Source organism: Pseudomonas sp. DC3200b2 (genome assembly GCF_049895785.1).
Classification (GTDB): Bacteria; Pseudomonadota; Gammaproteobacteria; order Pseudomonadales; family Pseudomonadaceae; genus Aquipseudomonas; species Aquipseudomonas massiliensis.
Map to the genome: position 1 here is coordinate 1 of NZ_JAFCTA010000011.1, position 17,422 is coordinate 17,422.

Annotated in this window: 21 protein-coding genes; 19 read left to right on the forward strand and 2 right to left on the reverse strand. The window is 55.9% G+C overall.

Annotated features, from left to right (window positions below):
• Positions 1–213: 213 nt before the first annotated feature.
• The 8 genes from ACP691_RS20880 (at position 214) to ACP691_RS20915 (ending at position 5,649) form a co-directional block, all read left to right on the forward strand.
• Positions 214–597 (forward strand): DUF2513 domain-containing protein, encoded by a 384-nt coding sequence (locus ACP691_RS20880; RefSeq protein ID WP_426154168.1) that lies wholly within the window; start codon positions 214–216, stop codon positions 595–597.
• On the forward strand, positions 594–1,556 hold the full coding sequence (locus ACP691_RS20885) for a tyrosine-type recombinase/integrase (protein ID WP_426154166.1): 963 nt from the start codon (positions 594–596) through the stop codon (positions 1,554–1,556). Before ACP691_RS20880 ends, ACP691_RS20885 begins: the two co-directional genes overlap by 4 nt.
• Before the next feature lie 180 nt (positions 1,557–1,736).
• Positions 1,737–2,390 (forward strand): AAA family ATPase, encoded by a 654-nt coding sequence (locus ACP691_RS20890; RefSeq protein ID WP_426154164.1) that lies wholly within the window; start codon positions 1,737–1,739, stop codon positions 2,388–2,390.
• Positions 2,391–2,466: 76 nt separating this feature from the next.
• Entirely contained in the window at positions 2,467–2,718 is a 252-nt protein-coding gene (locus ACP691_RS20895) for a ribbon-helix-helix protein, CopG family (RefSeq protein WP_426154162.1), read from the forward strand.
• Positions 2,719–2,934: 216 nt separating this feature from the next.
• Positions 2,935–3,402, forward strand: coding sequence for a TrfB-related DNA-binding protein (locus ACP691_RS20900; protein WP_426154160.1), 468 nt, complete (start codon positions 2,935–2,937; stop codon positions 3,400–3,402).
• 923 nt (positions 3,403–4,325) lie between these two features.
• Positions 4,326–4,493 (forward strand): hypothetical protein, encoded by a 168-nt coding sequence (locus ACP691_RS20905; RefSeq protein WP_426154158.1) that lies wholly within the window; start codon positions 4,326–4,328, stop codon positions 4,491–4,493.
• 50 nt (positions 4,494–4,543) lie between these two features.
• Complete coding sequence (locus ACP691_RS20910; RefSeq protein ID WP_426154156.1) at positions 4,544–5,368, forward strand: DUF932 domain-containing protein; 825 nt, start codon at positions 4,544–4,546, stop codon at positions 5,366–5,368.
• Between the two features lie 80 nt (positions 5,369–5,448).
• A complete protein-coding gene (locus ACP691_RS20915) occupies positions 5,449–5,649 on the forward strand; it encodes a hypothetical protein (RefSeq protein WP_426154154.1) in 201 nt (66 codons plus the stop codon).
• A gap of 66 nt (positions 5,650–5,715) precedes the next feature.
• Here the strand turns inward: ACP691_RS20915 and ACP691_RS20920 are convergent, their stop codons facing one another.
• Complete coding sequence (locus ACP691_RS20920) at positions 5,716–6,012, reverse strand: mobilization protein (RefSeq protein WP_426154152.1); 297 nt, start codon at positions 6,010–6,012, stop codon at positions 5,716–5,718.
• Between the two features lie 413 nt (positions 6,013–6,425).
• Between ACP691_RS20920 and mobA the strand changes: the two genes are divergently transcribed.
• Genes mobA through ACP691_RS20935 form a run of 3 tightly spaced genes read left to right on the forward strand, consistent with a single transcriptional unit; the run spans position 6,426 to position 8,961 of the window.
• The gene (gene mobA / locus ACP691_RS20925) at positions 6,426–6,755 is read left to right on the forward strand and encodes a plasmid mobilization protein MobA (RefSeq protein ID WP_426154150.1); all 330 of its coding nucleotides are present in this window, start codon (positions 6,426–6,428) and stop codon (positions 6,753–6,755) included.
• A 10-nt stretch (positions 6,756–6,765) separates the two neighbouring features.
• The gene (gene traI / locus ACP691_RS20930; RefSeq protein ID WP_426154148.1) at positions 6,766–8,715 is read left to right on the forward strand and encodes a TraI/MobA(P) family conjugative relaxase; all 1,950 of its coding nucleotides are present in this window, start codon (positions 6,766–6,768) and stop codon (positions 8,713–8,715) included.
• A 60-nt stretch (positions 8,716–8,775) separates the two neighbouring features.
• Entirely contained in the window at positions 8,776–8,961 is a 186-nt protein-coding gene (locus ACP691_RS20935; RefSeq protein ID WP_426154146.1) for a hypothetical protein, read from the forward strand.
• On the opposite strand, the gene ACP691_RS20940 is transcribed toward ACP691_RS20935, so the two are convergent.
• Positions 8,958–9,320, reverse strand: a complete 363-nt coding sequence (locus ACP691_RS20940) for a helix-turn-helix domain-containing protein (protein WP_426154144.1) — start codon at positions 9,318–9,320, stop codon at positions 8,958–8,960. The two genes, ACP691_RS20935 and ACP691_RS20940, sit on opposite strands and share 4 nt — an antisense overlap.
• A gap of 245 nt (positions 9,321–9,565) precedes the next feature.
• Here ACP691_RS20940 and ACP691_RS20945 point away from each other — a divergent pair, with 245 nt between their 5' ends.
• The 8 genes from ACP691_RS20945 (at position 9,566) to ACP691_RS20980 (ending at position 17,397) form a co-directional block, all read left to right on the forward strand.
• On the forward strand, positions 9,566–10,081 hold the full coding sequence (locus ACP691_RS20945; protein ID WP_426154142.1) for a transcription termination/antitermination NusG family protein: 516 nt from the start codon (positions 9,566–9,568) through the stop codon (positions 10,079–10,081).
• 85 nt (positions 10,082–10,166) lie between these two features.
• Positions 10,167–10,376 (forward strand): hypothetical protein, encoded by a 210-nt coding sequence (locus ACP691_RS20950; RefSeq protein WP_426154140.1) that lies wholly within the window; start codon positions 10,167–10,169, stop codon positions 10,374–10,376.
• A 274-nt stretch (positions 10,377–10,650) separates the two neighbouring features.
• Positions 10,651–11,142 (forward strand): lytic transglycosylase domain-containing protein, encoded by a 492-nt coding sequence (locus ACP691_RS20955; RefSeq protein ID WP_426154138.1) that lies wholly within the window; start codon positions 10,651–10,653, stop codon positions 11,140–11,142.
• A gap of 37 nt (positions 11,143–11,179) precedes the next feature.
• Entirely contained in the window at positions 11,180–11,653 is a 474-nt protein-coding gene (locus tag ACP691_RS20960) for a DotD/TraH family lipoprotein (RefSeq protein WP_426154136.1), read from the forward strand.
• On the forward strand, positions 11,650–12,450 hold the full coding sequence (locus ACP691_RS20965) for a type IV secretion system DotC family protein (RefSeq protein ID WP_426154135.1): 801 nt from the start codon (positions 11,650–11,652) through the stop codon (positions 12,448–12,450). The genes ACP691_RS20960 and ACP691_RS20965 overlap by 4 nt, the downstream gene beginning before the upstream one ends.
• Positions 12,447–13,628 (forward strand): plasmid transfer ATPase TraJ, encoded by a 1,182-nt coding sequence (gene traJ, locus ACP691_RS20970; protein ID WP_426154133.1) that lies wholly within the window; start codon positions 12,447–12,449, stop codon positions 13,626–13,628. The genes ACP691_RS20965 and traJ overlap by 4 nt, the downstream gene beginning before the upstream one ends.
• The gene (icmT, locus tag ACP691_RS20975; protein WP_426154131.1) at positions 13,621–13,902 is read left to right on the forward strand and encodes an IcmT/TraK family protein; all 282 of its coding nucleotides are present in this window, start codon (positions 13,621–13,623) and stop codon (positions 13,900–13,902) included. Before traJ ends, icmT begins: the two co-directional genes overlap by 8 nt.
• A 45-nt stretch (positions 13,903–13,947) precedes the next feature.
• A complete protein-coding gene (locus tag ACP691_RS20980; RefSeq protein WP_426154129.1) occupies positions 13,948–17,397 on the forward strand; it encodes an LPD7 domain-containing protein in 3,450 nt (1,149 codons plus the stop codon).
• The last annotated feature ends 25 nt before the right edge of the window (positions 17,398–17,422 follow it).

Genomic DNA, 17,422 nt, shown 5'->3' on the forward strand with positions numbered 1-17,422 from the left:
TTTGTGTGAGTGGGCGGGGTTCGTGCCGGGCACGCTGCCGGCCCCACGCCCGTGTCATCGCTACCTCCCTCCCCCGCTCCCCCGAAAAACTCAGGAATCTTCTCTCCTGTCAATCGCTTTTTCCCTTAGCGGCTATCTTTTTCCTGCGCTCGCTCCAGGGTTGCACCTATGTATGATAATGTCCTTTATCATACATAGGCCGGAGTATGCTTGATGAAGCTAGACAAGGACCTGGTGCGTGAGATTCTCTTGACCCTTGAATCAAGCATGCATCCCGCGCACGGCACGCTTGATCTTTCCTTTGAGGGTAGGACAGCTGAGGTCATTTCCTACCATGTCCTACTGCTCACGGAAGCAGGCTTTCTTTGCAGCCAGTCCCAACAGTTCCTGGAAGACAAATCTAAGATTTGGAAACCAATGCGATTGACCTACAAAGGCCATGAGTTTTTGGAAACCATCCGCGACGGTGAGGTCTGGGGGCTGACGAAGAAGGGCGTAGAAAAAGCTGGGGGTGCTAGCCTTAGCCTGATGATGGAATTGGGCAAGGTCTACGGTAAGCAGGTGATCAAGGACCGTCTTGGGATTGAGCTGCCATGAACGGTTTGATGCTTCCTGCTTCGGCTCTGGCAAACATTCCAATGCTTGTCGGCCAGGCTGGCGAACGTGCAGGTATGCGCTTCCTGGAGTTCTTCACGGCCAACATCCGCAATCCCAACACACGACGCGCTTATGCCCGTGCTACGGATGAGTTTCTAACCTGGTGCGCTACGGTCGGCGTGCCTAGCTTGGCCGCTGTCACCTCCCTGCACGTTTCAACCTGGATCGAGCTACAGCTAGAGCGGTTGTCGGTCCCCTCTGTGAAGCAGCGCCTGGCCGCCCTACGCCATTTGTTCGACTGGTTAGTAGTGGGCCAGGTCGTCCCGTTGAATCCAGCCGCCTCAGTCCGCGGCCCTAGTCACACCAGCCGCACGGGTAAGACACCGGTGCTTGATCCGAGCGAGGCGCGCCAGCTGCTAGACAGCATTGATATCAGCACCCCTGCCGGCCTTCGTGATCGAGCATTGATTGGGCTGATGGTGTTTTCGTTTGCGCGGATCGGTGCAGCGCTAGCTATGAAGGTGGAGGACGTGTACACGCAGAATCGCCGGCTATGGGTTCGACTGCGTGAGAAAGGCGGCAAGCAGCACACCATGCCCTGCCACCACTCATTGGAAGAATACTTACACGCCTACCTGGTGGGGACTGGCATCGACCTGGACAGCAAAGGTCCGCTGTTCAGGACGCTAGCCAGGGGTACCAAGAAGCTGAGTAGAACCCCCCTCCCCCAACCCAGCGCTTACCTCATGGTTCGTCGCCGTGCCGTTGCAGCTGGCATTGATACCAAAATTGGCAACCATACCTTTCGAGCCACTGGCATCACCGCGTATCTCAAAAACGGTGGAACGCTGGAAAGCGCCGCCGCGATGGCCAACCACGCTTCCACCCGCACCACGCAGCTCTACGACCGCCGCATTGATGAAATCAGCTTGAGCGAGGTTGAGCGTATCAGGGTGTGAAATCAGTAGGCATTCCATGTGCACATGGAACCTTTCATGTCGTCAGCATTGTGCAAACCACACGAATCTCGCTGAACGCACGGGGCATGAAAAGGATATCCCTTTCATATGATATTAATTGACAAGGGATACGAAAGGGATATCCTATTGGCATCTTAACGAGATGCCTTGGGAGCTTGAATGTCCATTATCGTGATTGGTAACACCAAAGGTGGCGTTGGAAAATCAACGAATACAGTCCAGGTTGCTGTTGGCCGCGCCCTTCAAGGTAAGGACGTGCTTTTGGTGAACAGTGATAGACAGTCTTCATCATCCAAAGCGATAGACAGGCGTGACGAGGCCGGTCTTAAGCCAAGCGTGACTCTGGTCGCCTACCCTGAAGGTGAACAACTGCGCAACCAGGTACTCCGTCAGCTGGATAAGTACGACGACATCATCATTGATGCAGGCGGTCGTGATAGCTCAGCCTTTCGTCACGCGATGATGATCGCTGACGTGATGCTAGTGCCTATCGCTCCAGGTAATTTTGAGCTTGATGCCTTGGAAGATGAATTGGTCCCTTTGATAGCCGAGATTCAGGCATTACGCGGTGACAACCCCCTTCCCATTTATGCCTACCTCAACATGGCTGAACCCAAGAAATTCTCAAGCGATAACGTCGATACCCGTAAGTCGATAGCGAATTACCCCCAGTTGCAGCTGATCGATCTGAACATCGTCAGGCGAAAATCTATTGCCGCAGCCTCGACCATGGGGCTAGCAGTCAGTGAGATGAAACCGCGAGATCCCAAGGCCGTAAAGGAGATCAACGCACTGCTTTCCGCCCTTTTCTAGATGAGACGAAAAGGATATGGTTTTCATATCCCTTCGGTATGTTTAGCATACGTTTATAGTATTTTAAGGATGTGTAATGGCTATCATAAAAAGAGCCCCAAAATCAGCTACTGCTGACCCTGAATCCTCCCAAGTGGCTGCTAAAGCTGCTGCTACGGCGCCTGATAGCAAGGCTAAAAAGAACGTGCGGGGGAAGCGTGAAATGTTTCAGGTAGGTTTCGAGCCTGAGCTTCTGGCTGAATTTGACGCTGCACGGAAACAACTGGGCCTGTCTAGGCCGGCTCTGATCAAGATTGCGGTAAGACGCTTGCTGGACGCAGGCGTTTGAGCCTGATCGAGGCAACTCTGGCCAGGGGCTTAGCAAGGTCCAGGCATAAAAAAACCGAAAGCCCAGCCAGGCCTTCGGTTCGATGCTTACCGTAATGAGAGATACGAGAAAGCATGGCCATGGTACAGAAAGAGAAGGGGAACAGCCAGATACAAATTAGTAGTGACAACAGGTGACAGAAATAAACGCAATCGTTAAACCCATGGAACCGACTTCATGACCACTCAGTTACTGGATGACAGACTAAAAGCCTTGGCTGCCGAAATCCAGGATACCTATTCACCTGGTGAAATCTCACAGCTCATCAGGCTGATCGAGCCTGCACCAAGCACTGCTTTGATGAGCAATGAAGCATTCGAGCAGGTGATGAACGTGCTGGCCGGACAAAACACGCGCCGCGCATTCTCTGACAAATCGATAGCGGCAGCTCGATTGGTGTTCGTGAAAGGAGCTAGCGTAGCTGAAGCTGCTGCTGATACGGATCTAGCTCGCCAGGTGGTGCACCGACTGATAACACGTATTCGCCGCCGTATGGAGGAACTACCTGCGGACTGGGTGAAAGTGACTGAATGGTACCCAGGGACCGTAGCTGAACAGCTACGCGCCTTGGCCACCTCGCTGAGGTCCGCGCAAGCGACTGGCGAGCTTGAGGCGCAGAGTTTCACTATCACTTTGCAGCGTTGAGGACAGGCCGTCAGCGCCAGATCACTTGACGGACGTTCCCCTTCACTTCGCTACGGGTCGGGCTTTCATGCTGCGCATCGAGCCTGGCCATGAAGCCTGCCAGTCTCGCCCCTACGGGTTTCAATCCTCACGCACAAGCCTAGCAACCTGCGCCGATAGTTATCTGCTGGCTCCTACAACTTACCGTAGGCTTTGCAAAGTGCATTTGTCCTGCGTTTTACGGTAGCTGATCCAGGGCCTGGTTCAAGGATGTGGCTTCGCCCGCAATACGCTCCCGTTCGGACTCGCTTCGCTCCCTTAGCTGCGGCCTCGTATTGCGCCCTTGAACCAGGCCCTGCCTGATCGACCAATGCGCAACGGCCAAAAGCACCCAGCAAAGTCGACAATGAAGTGAAGACTTAAGAAGCAAAAAGCCACACAAGAGCAACAGCGGAAAAAGCGCGTCGAAAGCGGTAGGGGGGCGGTGTGCTGCGAACTATTGAGGCTTAGCCAGAAGCTGCATAAAGACGAGGCAAGGGTAGCCTTTTTGAGGCTGGCTTTTCGTCATAACTTGGTCCATGAAAGAACTAGCTACGAACTTCTGGAAAATGGTTATGAAGGCTCAGGCGAACGCCAGTTCGATAGTTGTTTCGAGATGGGCGATTCCCAGGATGTTAGAGGCGAATTGATCGAGATAGCGGAAGGGGAGGGCTTCATAGAACACGTGCGGTTATGGTGTGGCGAGGAATCATTTAACCGATGGTCAACTTACGCGAACCGGCAAACCTCACTGTTCTGAAGGTAAAAATAACGGATTATTAGTGGTGACAAGTGGTGACAAATAACGGATGGTGAAGTATAATAAATCCATCGAAGCCACTCGGGTTCGATGCCCTGAAACAAGCGGCAGCCACCGCTCAGGGCTACCAAAGGAGAGATACGAAATGAAACATCAAGCCACTAAAGCCCCCCGTTCCATAGCCCTTGGGCAAGTTGACTACGCGTTGCTGGATCTTGTGCCTGCATACCAGCGCAAAGGCGTAACGGTTGAAGAAATCGGCCAGACCATCAAGGTACGCCGCCCACAAGCCGCCGTAGCCCTCGCGGGTTAATCAACAGCATAGGAGCCCGGTCCGCTGGGTTCCTTCCCAAGGAGAATCACATGCGCCTTTCCAGCAATTTCCGTAACCCTTGCATGATCCGCAGCGACGAAGCTTTGACCAATGAAGCGATTGCCAGCGTGGCACCTTCCATCTTTGCTGAAGAAGCACACGACAGCCGCTCAGAGCGCTATCTGTACATCCCTACGGTCCAGGTGTTGGATGGGCTTCGGGCTCAAGGTTTCGAGGCTTTCATGGCCTGTCAGACACGCGTACGCCATGAAGGTAAGCGCGAGCATACCAAGCACATGCTGCGCTTGCGTCATGCAAGCCAAATCGCCACGGAAGAAGCGAACGAAATCATCTTGCTGAACAGCCACGATGGAAGCAGCAGCTATCAAATGATCGGCGGCAAGTTCCGTTTCGTGTGCGCTAATGGTTTGGTGCTGGGTGACGTGGCCAGCGACCAAAAGGTGCGGCACAGCGGCGGCGCCAGCGTTATTGATAATGTAATTGAAGGCGCGTTCGAGGTGCTTAATCAGTTTGAACAGATTGACGAGCATCTAGATGGCATGAAAGGTCGCCGGCTCAAGCCACTAGAGCAAGAAGCGTTCGCCATGGCCGCGCTTGCCTACCGGTATGATCCGGTAGAAGGACCAGCGCCGGTAACGCCAAGCCAGCTGCTCATGCCGCGTCGTCGTGAGGACAGAAACGACGATCTATGGACTACATTCAACCGCATCCAGGAGAACACAATTCAAGGCGGGCTGGTAGGCAGGAACAAGCAAGGTCGTCGTACCAAAACGAGAGCGGTTACAGGCATTGACCAGGACCTAAAATTGAACCGCGCTTTATGGGTATTGGCTCAGGCGATGCAAGCTGCCTAACCCTTTTTTTTTCCAATCAGCAGTCCGGGTGAATGTGCCCGGATTGCCCGCGGTCGAAGACACGTGAAGGAGCGCTATCCATGAAAGGTTACACCGTCATATGGACCACTTATGTTGAGACAACCGACGACCATGTTGCCGCAGCACGGGAAGTAGCGGAAAGCTATTTTCAACCTAGAATCTCAGCAGGTGAGCCTGACACCGCTTGCGTTTTCATCGTCACCGATAGCGGCGGCAAATCGCAGCAGGTCGACTTGGCGGAACATCAAATTTTGATCTAGCCTGCGCAATCCAATACGAAAAAAAGTGCCCCTATAGAAGGGGCATTTTTTTTAGTCTGGCTAACCTCACCCCGCCGTGGTGTCGCCGTTATCTGAATCCGATTTCTTACGGCCAGGCCCGCGCTTTCGGGTAGTGATCACCTCAGCTATGGCCTTCGTCGTGACCTGTATGCCCACCTGAGCCAGCGCTGATTTTATCTCAGCGTTTGAGTAGCCTTTAGTGCTGGAGAGCAGAATTATTTGGTCCTTTAGCTCTGCCAAGGCTTCGGCCTGGCCGAGCTTTTGACGGCTCAAATCTGGCAGTGATTCCAGTGCGGCACGTGCCTTTTCAATGTCTTCTTGTGTGTACGTTTTCTTAGCCATGATGGGTTTCTACCTGATGCGTTGGCGTGAATTGAAATGATGGCGAGGCCTCATTGCGGTTTAGCGTATCAGGAAAATCTAAGCCCTTCACGGCCCGCCCTAGCAATGATCAGCACGATGCCCTAATTCGCCTACAGGGTAGGGCATGCGCTTCCTCTGTCGGAGCTGTCGGCCTGGGTGTACTGAGCTAGAGCCTCCGCACCTACCCGACGCCCGCTGTTCGCTTCGTCGGTGAAACGGATCCACCTCTGGCCTTTGGCGTGTAATGCGGTGTAACATCTCTGTATCTGAAATTCGATGTTATGTTTAGGACCGGAAATGTTTTGTACGGACGGCCTGCAAGCAGTCCATCCGTACAAAACCCGAATCAGGGCTGCGCCCCGATACCCCGTTGATCTTCCAAGGTTGTTGTTATGTCAAAGAGCAAAGCGCGCCAGGCAACGGTAAGGATCGAAATCCGATGCACTCAAGCCGATGCAGACCTAATCCGTGACAAGGCCCTGGCTGCCGGCATTACTACGTCCGACCTTCTGCGACGCGCTGCGCTGAATCGCAAAATCATGACCCGTACTGACACCCGCTTGATGACTGAGCTTCTGCGTCTTGGTGGTCTGCAAAAGCACCTCTACACGCAAATGCAGAGCGGTATGACTACCGAGCTGAGCAAGCAATTTTCAGATGTGCTTGTCGAAATCAAGAAAGCTGTTGTAGGCCTAGACCTTCATCAAGTTCCTGTAGGGTGATCGCGCACCTATGAATGTGATCGTTCCTGAGAAGCGCAAAGACAAAGGCACCAGCTTTCTCAAGCTGGTGAGCTACGTCACTGATCGCGCAGGCAAGCCTTCGCCTGATGACCTCGTAACAAGCGTTCCTCAGCCAAATCGCTCTGAGTCCAGCAGAGCCAGCTTCGAACGTCTGGTTGATTACATAGAGCGTACGGGTGAAAGCGATGCTCCTGTGAAGGTTTCTGAGCAGTTCGCAGACGGTCGTCAACGTGTGATGGCTGGAGAGGTCGCGTGCGAAACTAACGTGTTCTCTCTTGAAACCGCAGCCGCCGAGATGAACATGGTGGCCTCACAAAACCGCCGCATCAAGGACCCGGTTTATCACTTTATTATATCCTGGCGTGAGGAAGATCACCCGACCGATGAGCAGGTTTTCGGGTCCGCTCTTTATGCAATGAAGTCCATAGGTTTGGAAGGTCATCAGTACGTTACCGCGATCCACCGTGACACAGACAATGTGCATGCCCACATCGCTGTGAACCGTGTTCATCCGCTGACCTATGTTGCTGCCAACATGTGGAATGACGTTGATACCTTGCAAAAAAGCATGCGTGTCTTGGAACGTCATTATGGCTTCGTCCAGGACAATGGACCCTGGCAAATGGACGCTGATAATCAGCTCTATCGCGCCGGTGTGCATTATCCGAGTGCGCCTAGAGGCGCAGGCGCTCGAAAGGCTTTTTCGAACCAGGAAAGTCTTTATCACTACGCTGTCGAGCATGTGCGTGAAAAGCTCAATGATCGGCTCAAGTCTCCCGGCTTTGCCTGGCAGGATTTGCATCTGCTGCTGCACTCCAACGGCCTTGGGCTTCGTGAGAAGGGCAGCGGCCTTGTGATCTATAATTTCCTGCGCCCTGATGATCCACCCGTGAAAGCTTCGTCCGTACATCCTTCGCTTACCAAGACACGACTCGAACCGATTTGTGGTGTTTACTCAGGACCACCCGCATTCAAGTCTGATGATCCCCTACAAGGTGAGTACGGCATATTCAGAACCTACCAGCCGTCTTTTGAAGTCAGAGACAAGGGCGCCCGTGAAGAACGCCGTCAGGAACGTGCCGATGCTCGCGCTTCCTTGAAGCAGCGCTATCAGGACTACCGCAGTGCATGGGAAAAACCGGACCTCAACACAAAAGCGCGCTACAAACAGGTTGCCGTCCGCTATCAGGCTATGAAGGCAGACGTTAAGCGAACGCATGATGATCCCTTGCTACGAAAACTCATGTATCGCGTAGCTGAGTTCGAGCGAATGAAGGATATGGCCGCATTGCGTATTGAGCTTCGCCAGGAGCGCGAAAAGCTTGCGCTTGAAGGCAAGCTGCGCCCGCTTCAATACCGCGCCTGGGTGGAGCAGGAGGCCCTGAATGGTGACCTAGCCGCTATCAGTCAGCTGCGTGGCTTCGCCTATCGAGAGAAGCGGAAAGGGAAGACGTTGGAAGGGGGTATGGACAGGGTGATTCTGTTTGCTAAAGCTGATGATTCACCGGTCTACAACCCAGCCACCCACACCCCTCGTTTGTATCGTAACGGTACCGTTGAGTACGTCAGGGATGGTGTGCCTGGTGTGGTAGATCGCGGTGGACTCGTCCAGGTCAAACCTGGGTTCGAGGACTACGATGAGTCTGCGAATTTCAAGCTCGCTGCCAGTCTTGCTGCGACCAAAAGCGGGGAGGCGATGAAAGTCATTGGCGATGAGGGTTTCGTTGACCAGGTGCTTGATGCCGGCTCAGCGCTCAATCAAAGGGCAGGTAAGTATGTGTTCCTTGTGACTGATAAGGACCAACTCATGCGCTATGACCAGATTGAGAACTCTCGGCCTTCTGTTGCCACAGAACATCATAATAAAAACGAACCCATTAGCGATTCTGCCAACTCTAACGAACCCAATTTGCCGAGTTCGGCTTATAAACCGTATTAGGCTAAACATTATGGATATTGTTTTGAAAGATGAGCATTTGCTCATGGTAAGGAGAAAGCTATGAACATCAAACATGAAGAACTTAAATTTGAGCTAAAAGAGCTGATCACGCTTGTAAAGCTTAATGAAAAGTATGCGTCAATCGTAGCTGATGGCGTATTTCCTATTGACCAGCAGGCCATAGAATTTCATTCGCAGCGGCAAATCAGGATTGATGAGCTTTCTCGGAAATACGGTATAGCTTAAGGCTTGCTATTTTTAGTGGTATTTTCTTCCACAATATAGCTTCTAATGTTCACCAGGATCTTTTCAAGAGATTCTGGTGAGTCCACTTTCATTACCAGGTCCGCTACCTCCTGGCGCAGCGCTATCAGACGTGTTCGCAGCACGTCCTGCCCTCCTGGTAGAAGTTCGCCCGGTGCCACATCGAACACCGTAGCGATTCTGATCAATTGCTCAATGCCGGGCAGATACACGCCCCTCTCATAACAACCTATCAGCTGTGCCTCACAGCCAATTTTTTCGCCCAAATCAGCTTGGCTCATGGACAACCCTTTACGCAGAGCCCTGATCTTAGCTCCCACCACGCTGCGGAGTGTGTCCACCGTATCTCCAAAAAATTGAATATTTTCATACGCTTGTTCGGCGAGAAAGCATGTTTACTGTGTAAAACATAGAAAACATTTGACTCGTTTTGTGATCCGATTTACCTTGGGTACCTAGAAGCCCATTCCGATTTGCATCCTCTGCCATCGAGTCTGGGTTGAGCTGCTTGTTTTGATAGCTCGCACTAGCCCCTGCGCCCAGCGGTTCGGGAATTCGAAAGAGCGCCTGATTGATAGGTACGAACATGCCAAGCTGGTACGTGCTGACGCACAATTCCGCTGTTCTCAAATCTCTTACTGTCCTGATCCAGCGCCTGGGCGTTGAGGTCTTCAGCCCAAGCCGCACCACGTCCCGAAAGCGTAAGGACCGCCCTTCGTGCATTGAGACTCAGACTGCTTTGTTTCCCGGCTATCTGCTGCTGCGCTTCGACCCCGAGGTCATTCACACCACGGACGTTACCGCCCTCAGCGGTGCCCACGGATTCGTCCAGTTCGGCGGGCGGACGTATGTGTTGCAGGACTCCATCGTGGACGCGTTGAAGGCAGCGCCTTTGCTTCGTTCAGATCGTGCGCTTGATTGCATTGAGTACCGCAACCTGCCCTCAGACCTTGAGAAAACGATTCGTTTTATCGTGGACATGAAATCGGATGCTGCGCGTAAGGCTGCTTTCCTGGCGCTAATGGCTGAAGGTGCTGCCGTCGAGCGCCTGATTAGCCGTCGTCCTGACGCCCTCTGCTATTCCCGATTGCACATCGTCTAGGCGCTATTCGCTCTATTTGTTCAACCCCACCGCCAGGCATGACCTGGCGGTGTTTTTTGCGTTTCCACCTTTCATAGGAGCCCTCATGTCACTGGATGATGATGCGATCCCTAAAACAATTAGCGTCCACGTTCATGCTGAGCGGGTTGCAGCGTTGAATAGAGCTGCCATCCGAATCAGCTTTGAGACGGGTAGATCCATAGCACTCAAGCCTTCGCAGCTTGCCCAGTACGTGCTTGATAACTATCTGGATGAGGCTGTCGAGCGGTTGCTAGCGGAGTCGAAGAAAACCTAGCCCTCTAGGAGGCTGTCATGCGTACCACACTGCTTTCTACCTTCGTGCTGCTAGGGCTTTGCGGATGCAGCCATTCAGTTCCAATGGCCCCGCAGGAACCTGCTGGACCCTGGGTTGATGCTCGGATCGAGCAAAGCGCTGTGTCCATCAGCTTGGCGCAAACCCGGCTGCACCAGACCAGCGCGGTGCTGCCATTCACACCGGTGTCCACGCCAGTGCCACCCGCTGCCGCCAAACCTTCCGCTGGGCGCTTGCCTAACGCAGGAGGTTGACCATGCGCCGCCTATGCGTGGTTCTGGCGCTGCTCATGCCGGTACCGGCATCGGCGTTCTGCTTTAAAGAAGCTGGCCAGCGTTATCAGGTCGATCCCGTCTTACTCGAAGCGATCAGCATTCAGGAAAGCAGGCTCAGGCCCCACGCCGTAAACGTAAACCGGGACGCAGCCGGCAATGTGCTGAGTACCGATTACGGCCTGATGCAGATCAATAGCCGGCACCTTGGCCGCCTAATGAGCATGGGGCTCATCAAGCAACCTGAAGACCTGCTCAATAAACCCTGTTTCAACGTTCAGGTGGGTGCGTGGGTGCTTGCTCAGCATCTGCGCGTGTGCGGCAACACTTGGCGCTGCCTTGGCTCCTACAACGCTGGATTTCACCCATCGGAGCGCCAAGAGCAACGGCGGCTGGGTTACGCGCAAGAGGTCCGCAACATCTACAACGGCCTTAAAGCACTGGGTGCTGCACAGGCCCACCTCGCTATCCGCTAATCACTGCTCCCGGTCCCGGGTGTCAGGAGACAATCGAATGAAATACTCCCTTTGGGCTGCCCAGGCGGCGGCCTTGCTGCTGTCCGGTTGCCAGAGCTTTTGTCACAAACCGCCGACCACGCCTGCGCCTGTAGCCACGCCCAAGCCAGTATTGAACCGCGTAGCGCTGCAACAAGAAACGCTTTGGATGGAAGGGGCGGTCAATACCCGTTCGGTCTTACCCGCCGATCCCATCCGTGCCCAAGGCGACCTGGTGGCCGTGAACTGGAGCGGTGATGCCGTCGAGCTACTGTCTCACCTGGCCCGGCAACGCGGCCAAACATTCGCCTGGACCGGCGTGCGCTTGCCACTGCCCGTCAACCTGAATGTCAGCCGGATCACGTATGCAAACCTGTTGCGCCTGATCGAAATGCAGACCGCATGGCGAGCCACGCTGACGCAGCTTCCTGGCCAACTCACCTTGGCCTTCGCTCAGGCCGAACCCGCCAAAAAGGCAGGGAGGCGTCAGTGAAAAAATCCATCTTGGCGCTTGCTCTGCTTCAAGGTTTGCAGGGTTGCGCTCATACGCCACCCGCTGCGGCACCCGATACGCCGGCCAGTTTGGACAGCTACCTGGTGCCCGCGGACCCACCTTCTACAGAGGTGTCAGAAGCGCGCCGTCAGCTGCTGGAGGAATCGGGCCGCAACACAGGCTTTCGTGGGGGTAAAGCTGAACGGGCCTGGGAGCTACGCCAGGCCTTGGACGGGCAAGTTACACGGCTTGATAGCCTTTACGACTTTCGAACCCTGATCAGCCGCGAGGGGTGGCTACCGCCTGTGATCGATGAGGCAGTGGACGTCGCTCACATCACGCCTCGGCAGATCCGCACGGCCAGTCATGTCTACGAAATCATCGTGCCGGAGCGGTTTGTGAGCAATCCCCCTTCCTGGCGGACCTGGTTGATGGCTGGACTGTCGTCAGGCAGTGGTGACGCAGGGATATCCTTAAGACCTGAAAACAGTATGCAAAAGATACTCTGGCAAGCAGCTGTACGCCGAGGCTGGGGGGAAGGACGGCAGAGCGCCGACCAGACGTTGGAAGCCAACTTCAACCGTCTGACCCGTGACTATCGAGGCATGCTGCTGTACTCCCAGCTGCTACGGCAGGGCTTCATCACGCCGCCGGTCGTCACTGACCAACAACAGACCGTCACCGGGGACCGGCAGAAGCTGACCACGGGTGACCGGGTGCGCAATCTGAAAGAGAACGCCGGGTTTGTCCCTGACAAAACACAGTGGCAGCCGGTCATTCGCAAGGTGCAGCCATGACAGAACCCACAGAGTTTGCACCGTATCCGTTCGAATCAGGGGTACATGCTGAATCGCTCCGGTATTTCTTCGTGTGGTGTGCGCGGCAGAGCGTCAGCGACATTCATATCCAGGGCGGCAACCACCTGGTGGTGGGCCATCAAGGGCGGCTGCGCAAGGCCAGCGCGTTTGTCTTGCCCGATGACACCTGGTCGAAACTGATTGATGAGGTGTTCAACCCTGAAATTCGGGCCATGGTAGGCGGTGGCCGCCCAGTAGACCGAGCCTTTCAGCTTGATGGAGACGTGAACGAGCGCTATGGCCTGGAGCGCGGCGAGCGTCTGCGGTTTCGGTGCAACTTTGTACAAGCCACTGCTGGACGGCTGGATACCACCATTGCCCTGACGATGCGGATCATCCCTTGGGAAATTCCGCCGCTAGAGACATTGGGCCTGGAGCCCGAACTGTTCGAGGTGCTGTTGCCTTCCAGGGGCCTCGGATTGCTCGGCGGCATTACCGGATCAGGAAAAAGCACCACGGCGGCGGCGATCTATGCGTACTGCCAGATGACAGATCCGCACCGCAAGGTGACCACGATTGAAGACCCCATTGAGTTCGTCCTGGCTAATCCAGACGATATCTTGCGGCCCACACAGCTACAGATTGGCCGGGATGTTTCGAGCTACGCCGAAGGCATCCGGGCCGACCTGCGCCGGGCACCTTCGGTCATCGGCGTTGGTGAAATGCGGGATATGGAAACCATCCAGGCCGGCATCCTGGCCGGCCAGGTCGGGCACTTCAACCTCAGCACCTTGCACATCCATTCGCCAGGTGAAGCCATCCCGCGCTGCCTGAACGCTGTGCCTGCTGAAATGCGTGAGGCCACCGCCCATGACCTATGGGGCGTCCTGCAGTACGTCGTCGTGCAAAAGCTGCTGCGTACCACGGACGGTAAGCGGCAGGCGATCAGGGAATACATCATCTTCGACGATGCGTTGCGCGATGAGCTTGCGCACATGCCCTACACCGAGTGGGCTCGGCATATCGACGGGATTATTCGTCGGCAGAAACGGCGCTTTGCCGATCAGGCCTGGCGGCTTTATCAAGAGGGCCGCATCGAGCGCAGCGAACTGATGGTGGCCATGACGCCTTCCCAGCTACGGGAACTGGAGCAAGCTGGAGAAACAGCCCATGTCTGAAACGCCACTGCAACCGGGCTACTGGCGCAATGCGTCACGGCTTCTCAATGTGTACGGCATACCGGCCCCGCTGTTTCTGCTGTACCTGTTCTGGTTCCGCTTCCCATCGTTCATGACGATCTACGTCATTACCGGCGTCATAGCAGGCTTTCGGCTGATGTCGGCTTTCGGCTGGACGTTGAAAGTCCTGGTGGTGCGTCTGGGCTACCTGGTGCGCGGTAAACGCCTATCTGGGCGGCCTTGGTGGTATCGGCGCTTCACCGAAGGGGAGTAGCGGTGCCCAGGTAGATGAATCGCTCATTCATAGAGGTGATATCGAATGAATGTACCTAAGCACGCCCCCCGCGTCTCCGAACATCCTGTGTGGCTGGCCGTGCCCCATGAAGCCCGAGAGGCTGTGCGGGAGGCTGCGGGGCGGCTGGAAGATGGCCGGTCGGCCATCGAGTGGGATAAAGAGGCCAGTTTGTGGTTTGCCCGTCCAGGTTGTGACCTGAACCGCGTCAGCGACTGGCTACCCGATGCCACCCGCCGTGCCGGTGGTGGTGATCCTGAATCCCAATTCCTGGATGCTTTGACCCAAGCCGGCCTGGTTATACCTGGAATGCCAATCATGGATGGCCAGCGTCACCGAGTGGCAACCGTTGAGGACAAGAACGGCAAGCAAAGCGGGGTATATCGAGGCTTTCTGGATCGTCGTCCTGGTGGCTGGTTTATCAACTATCACCGTGCCGTTTCCGACAAGGCCGTTACAAACTGGGCTGCAACGGGTGGCGAGTCAGATCCCACCACGCGGTTGCACATTCGCGCAGGCGCACGGCAAGCCCAAGACGACGCTATCCGGTCGCGGGCAGCGACCCATGCTGAAAAGACGCTTGCGGCTAAAAGCCTCTATGACCGATTACCCGCTGCTGATCCTGCGCACCCGTACCTGGTGCGAAAGGGCATAACCCCGACGCCTGAACTTCGTGAAACGAGAAACGGCGCCCTGGTGGTGCCGTTTTTCAATACGGCAGGCGAGTTCAGGACGCTGCAATACATCCCGCCAGAGGGTGAAAAATTCCTGTTTAAGGATGCCCCCAAGCAGGGCAATTACCTGGTGGTCGGCGGCGCGCTAGAGCCCGGTCAACCAGTGCTCTATGCCGAAGGCTATGCCACGGCCCGTAGCTTGAACATGGCAACCGGCAACCCCGTCGTCATGACGATTGACGCCGGCAACATGCTGGCCGTCGCCAAGGTGCTGCATGAGCGCTTTCCCGATAGCCCGCATGTGTTCATGGCGGACTTCGACCATGCCAAGGACGACAACAAAGGGCTGTTGATGGCCACGGCAGCGGCTGAATTGGTGGGCGGCCAGGTGCATTACCCGACGTTTACCGACGCCGAAAAGGCCCAGGGCTTTACCGATTACAACGACCTTCACCAGGCGCGGGGTTTGGAGGCGCTGCGAGGCCAATTCCCACCCGAACTGATTAGAAATGAGGTGTCACCCATGCCGGACAATCACTCTCCCGAGGCCCCGAAGGCACCAGATCCTGATACGTCAGCGGGCCTGAACCGGCCAGCTGAGCCTGTGGCCAACGAGCAGCAAGCCAACCTTGCCTTGGAACCCATGGTGCCAGGGCCTGTTACCCAGCCGATGACTACTGAGACTGGCCCAGCGGTTCCTGTGCCTGATAACGCACCGCCGCCTCTGGCCAGTGTCGAGACTGCATCGGCAGCGCAGCCGGCCAGTGGTCGTGTACCAAACCTAGATATCGCTGAGCCAGTGGCGACACCGGTACCGGCAGCACAGCCGGCAAGCAGTGGGACCGAGGCAAGCCTGGCCATCGCTGACCCGGTACAGACACCAACTGCACCCACTGTCCCAACGGCCTCGGCTGTTGCTGATAAGGGGGCGGCGGACGAGACACCCGCTGCACCGCTGCCAATGAAGGATCAGGCAGCTACTGCCAAAGAGGAAGTGGGCACGCCTGCTACCGAAGCGCCTGAGCCGATAGCTGTCCCCAAAAAGACCACTGAAGCCCCTTTGGCCGAGGCTGAGCCCGATGCAATCGTGGTTGGGCCACCTCGGCCAAGCGGTGCTGAGGTCGAGCCCCAGGCCAGTAACATCGACAAAGACGCGTTATTGGGCCGGTTGTCCTATGAGCGACAGGGTGATAGTGCGGTTCTCTACAAGCTTGATGGCGAAGCCGCTTTTGTGGACCGGGGCTCACGCCTGGAGATGGCCAACGGTGCCAGCCAAAACGAAGAAATGGTGGTCGCGGCGCTGTTGACCGCTGCCCAGTATTACCGGGGGCGCATTGAGCTAACGGGCAGTGATGAGTTCAAGGAAAAGGCCATTGGCCTGATCGCGCAACACCAGATCAATGTGGAGATGAAAAACCCGGCTCAGCAAGCCATGTTGACGGATGCCCGTAAGGCGCTGAACACCGCACCTGAAGAACGCAACGCTGTCACGGGCGACCTTACACCGGCGCAACGGGTGCCAGAGCCTTCACAGGTGCCCACGCAGCAAATGCATTCACCACAGCCTGTTCAAAGCGCGTCGCAAGTACCGAACCAGCCGGCCCAGGTCAGAGCAAACTATCAGCCGTTGGAGGTGCCAGATATCGCTCAACCGGCACGGCAACCAGCGGTTGCCCCGGCGACTACAGCGGGCCAGCAAAGCGCGCCGGTGAATCCCGCTAACCAGGTTCACTACTCGCAGGCACCGCAGCCAATACCAGCGCCTGACACCGCCCAGCAAGCGCCGACCAGCCCCAAGATATCACCGGCCATCCACCAGCCTTTCCAAGCGGCCAAGGAGGGGGTTACCGGCAAGGTTCTAGACAGTGGCCAAGCCCCCTTCCGGTTCGAGCAAGAGAACGCGGAAAGCACCTTCATCAAGTTGCGGACCAAAGCCGGTATCGAGACATTTTGGGGCAAGGAACTGGCGGGGTTGCTGCGCGAAACCCGTGTACAGCCCGGAAGCATGGTGACGTTGCAATGGTTGGGTAAGGAGCAGGTCACCGTTAAGGCGCCTGTGAAAAATGAGCAGGGCGTGACAGTAAGCTTTGTAGACAAGGAGGCGCACCGCAACCAGTGGTCGCTCAAGGTGGGCGGCAATCCAGCCGTGCGGACGGGCCAGGACGAAGGCGTTCAACTCCACGCCTATGACGCAGGCCGTTTTGCCCTTGTTCAAAACGCACTGATAGCCCAACTGGGCGTCGAGGTGCCTACTTTGAATTCACCCAAGGACGGCTTGTACTGGCTTACGCCAAATGGCCAGGGAAGCGCTAAAGCCGGTAATGAGCTGTCGGCGCCCCGGCCTGCCATAGACCCCAACAATACGGCGGGCAAACCTGTCATCAGTAGCTGGACGCAGGATGGCAACCTGGATATGTACCTGGTCCGCGGTGATGGCCCCTACCTGCAAGGCATAGCGCGTCAGGACAACCAGTACCAGCATGTGTTGGTCAGCTTACCGGGACGTAACGACGCGCCGCCGATGGTCTTCAACGCCATTACACCGGAAGGCCTGGCACCGATTGGTACGGGCAACGCGATCAATCGTTCGGGTGGCCAGCCGGTGTCGCGGGAAAACATCGCGTTCAAGCTCGAAGGTGACAGCGCAGTGCGTATCGGCAAGCTTGATGCCCCTGCCGAAGTCCCTCCCGCGTTACATGCCCGGTTGGGCTTTGATGAGCGTTGGAAAGAAGACAACGCCCTCCCAAAGTCCGCACCCACACCGGCTCCATCGGCACAACCGAGCGAACCCCGCCCGGTGTAAAGCACAAACAGCGAAGGAACTCATC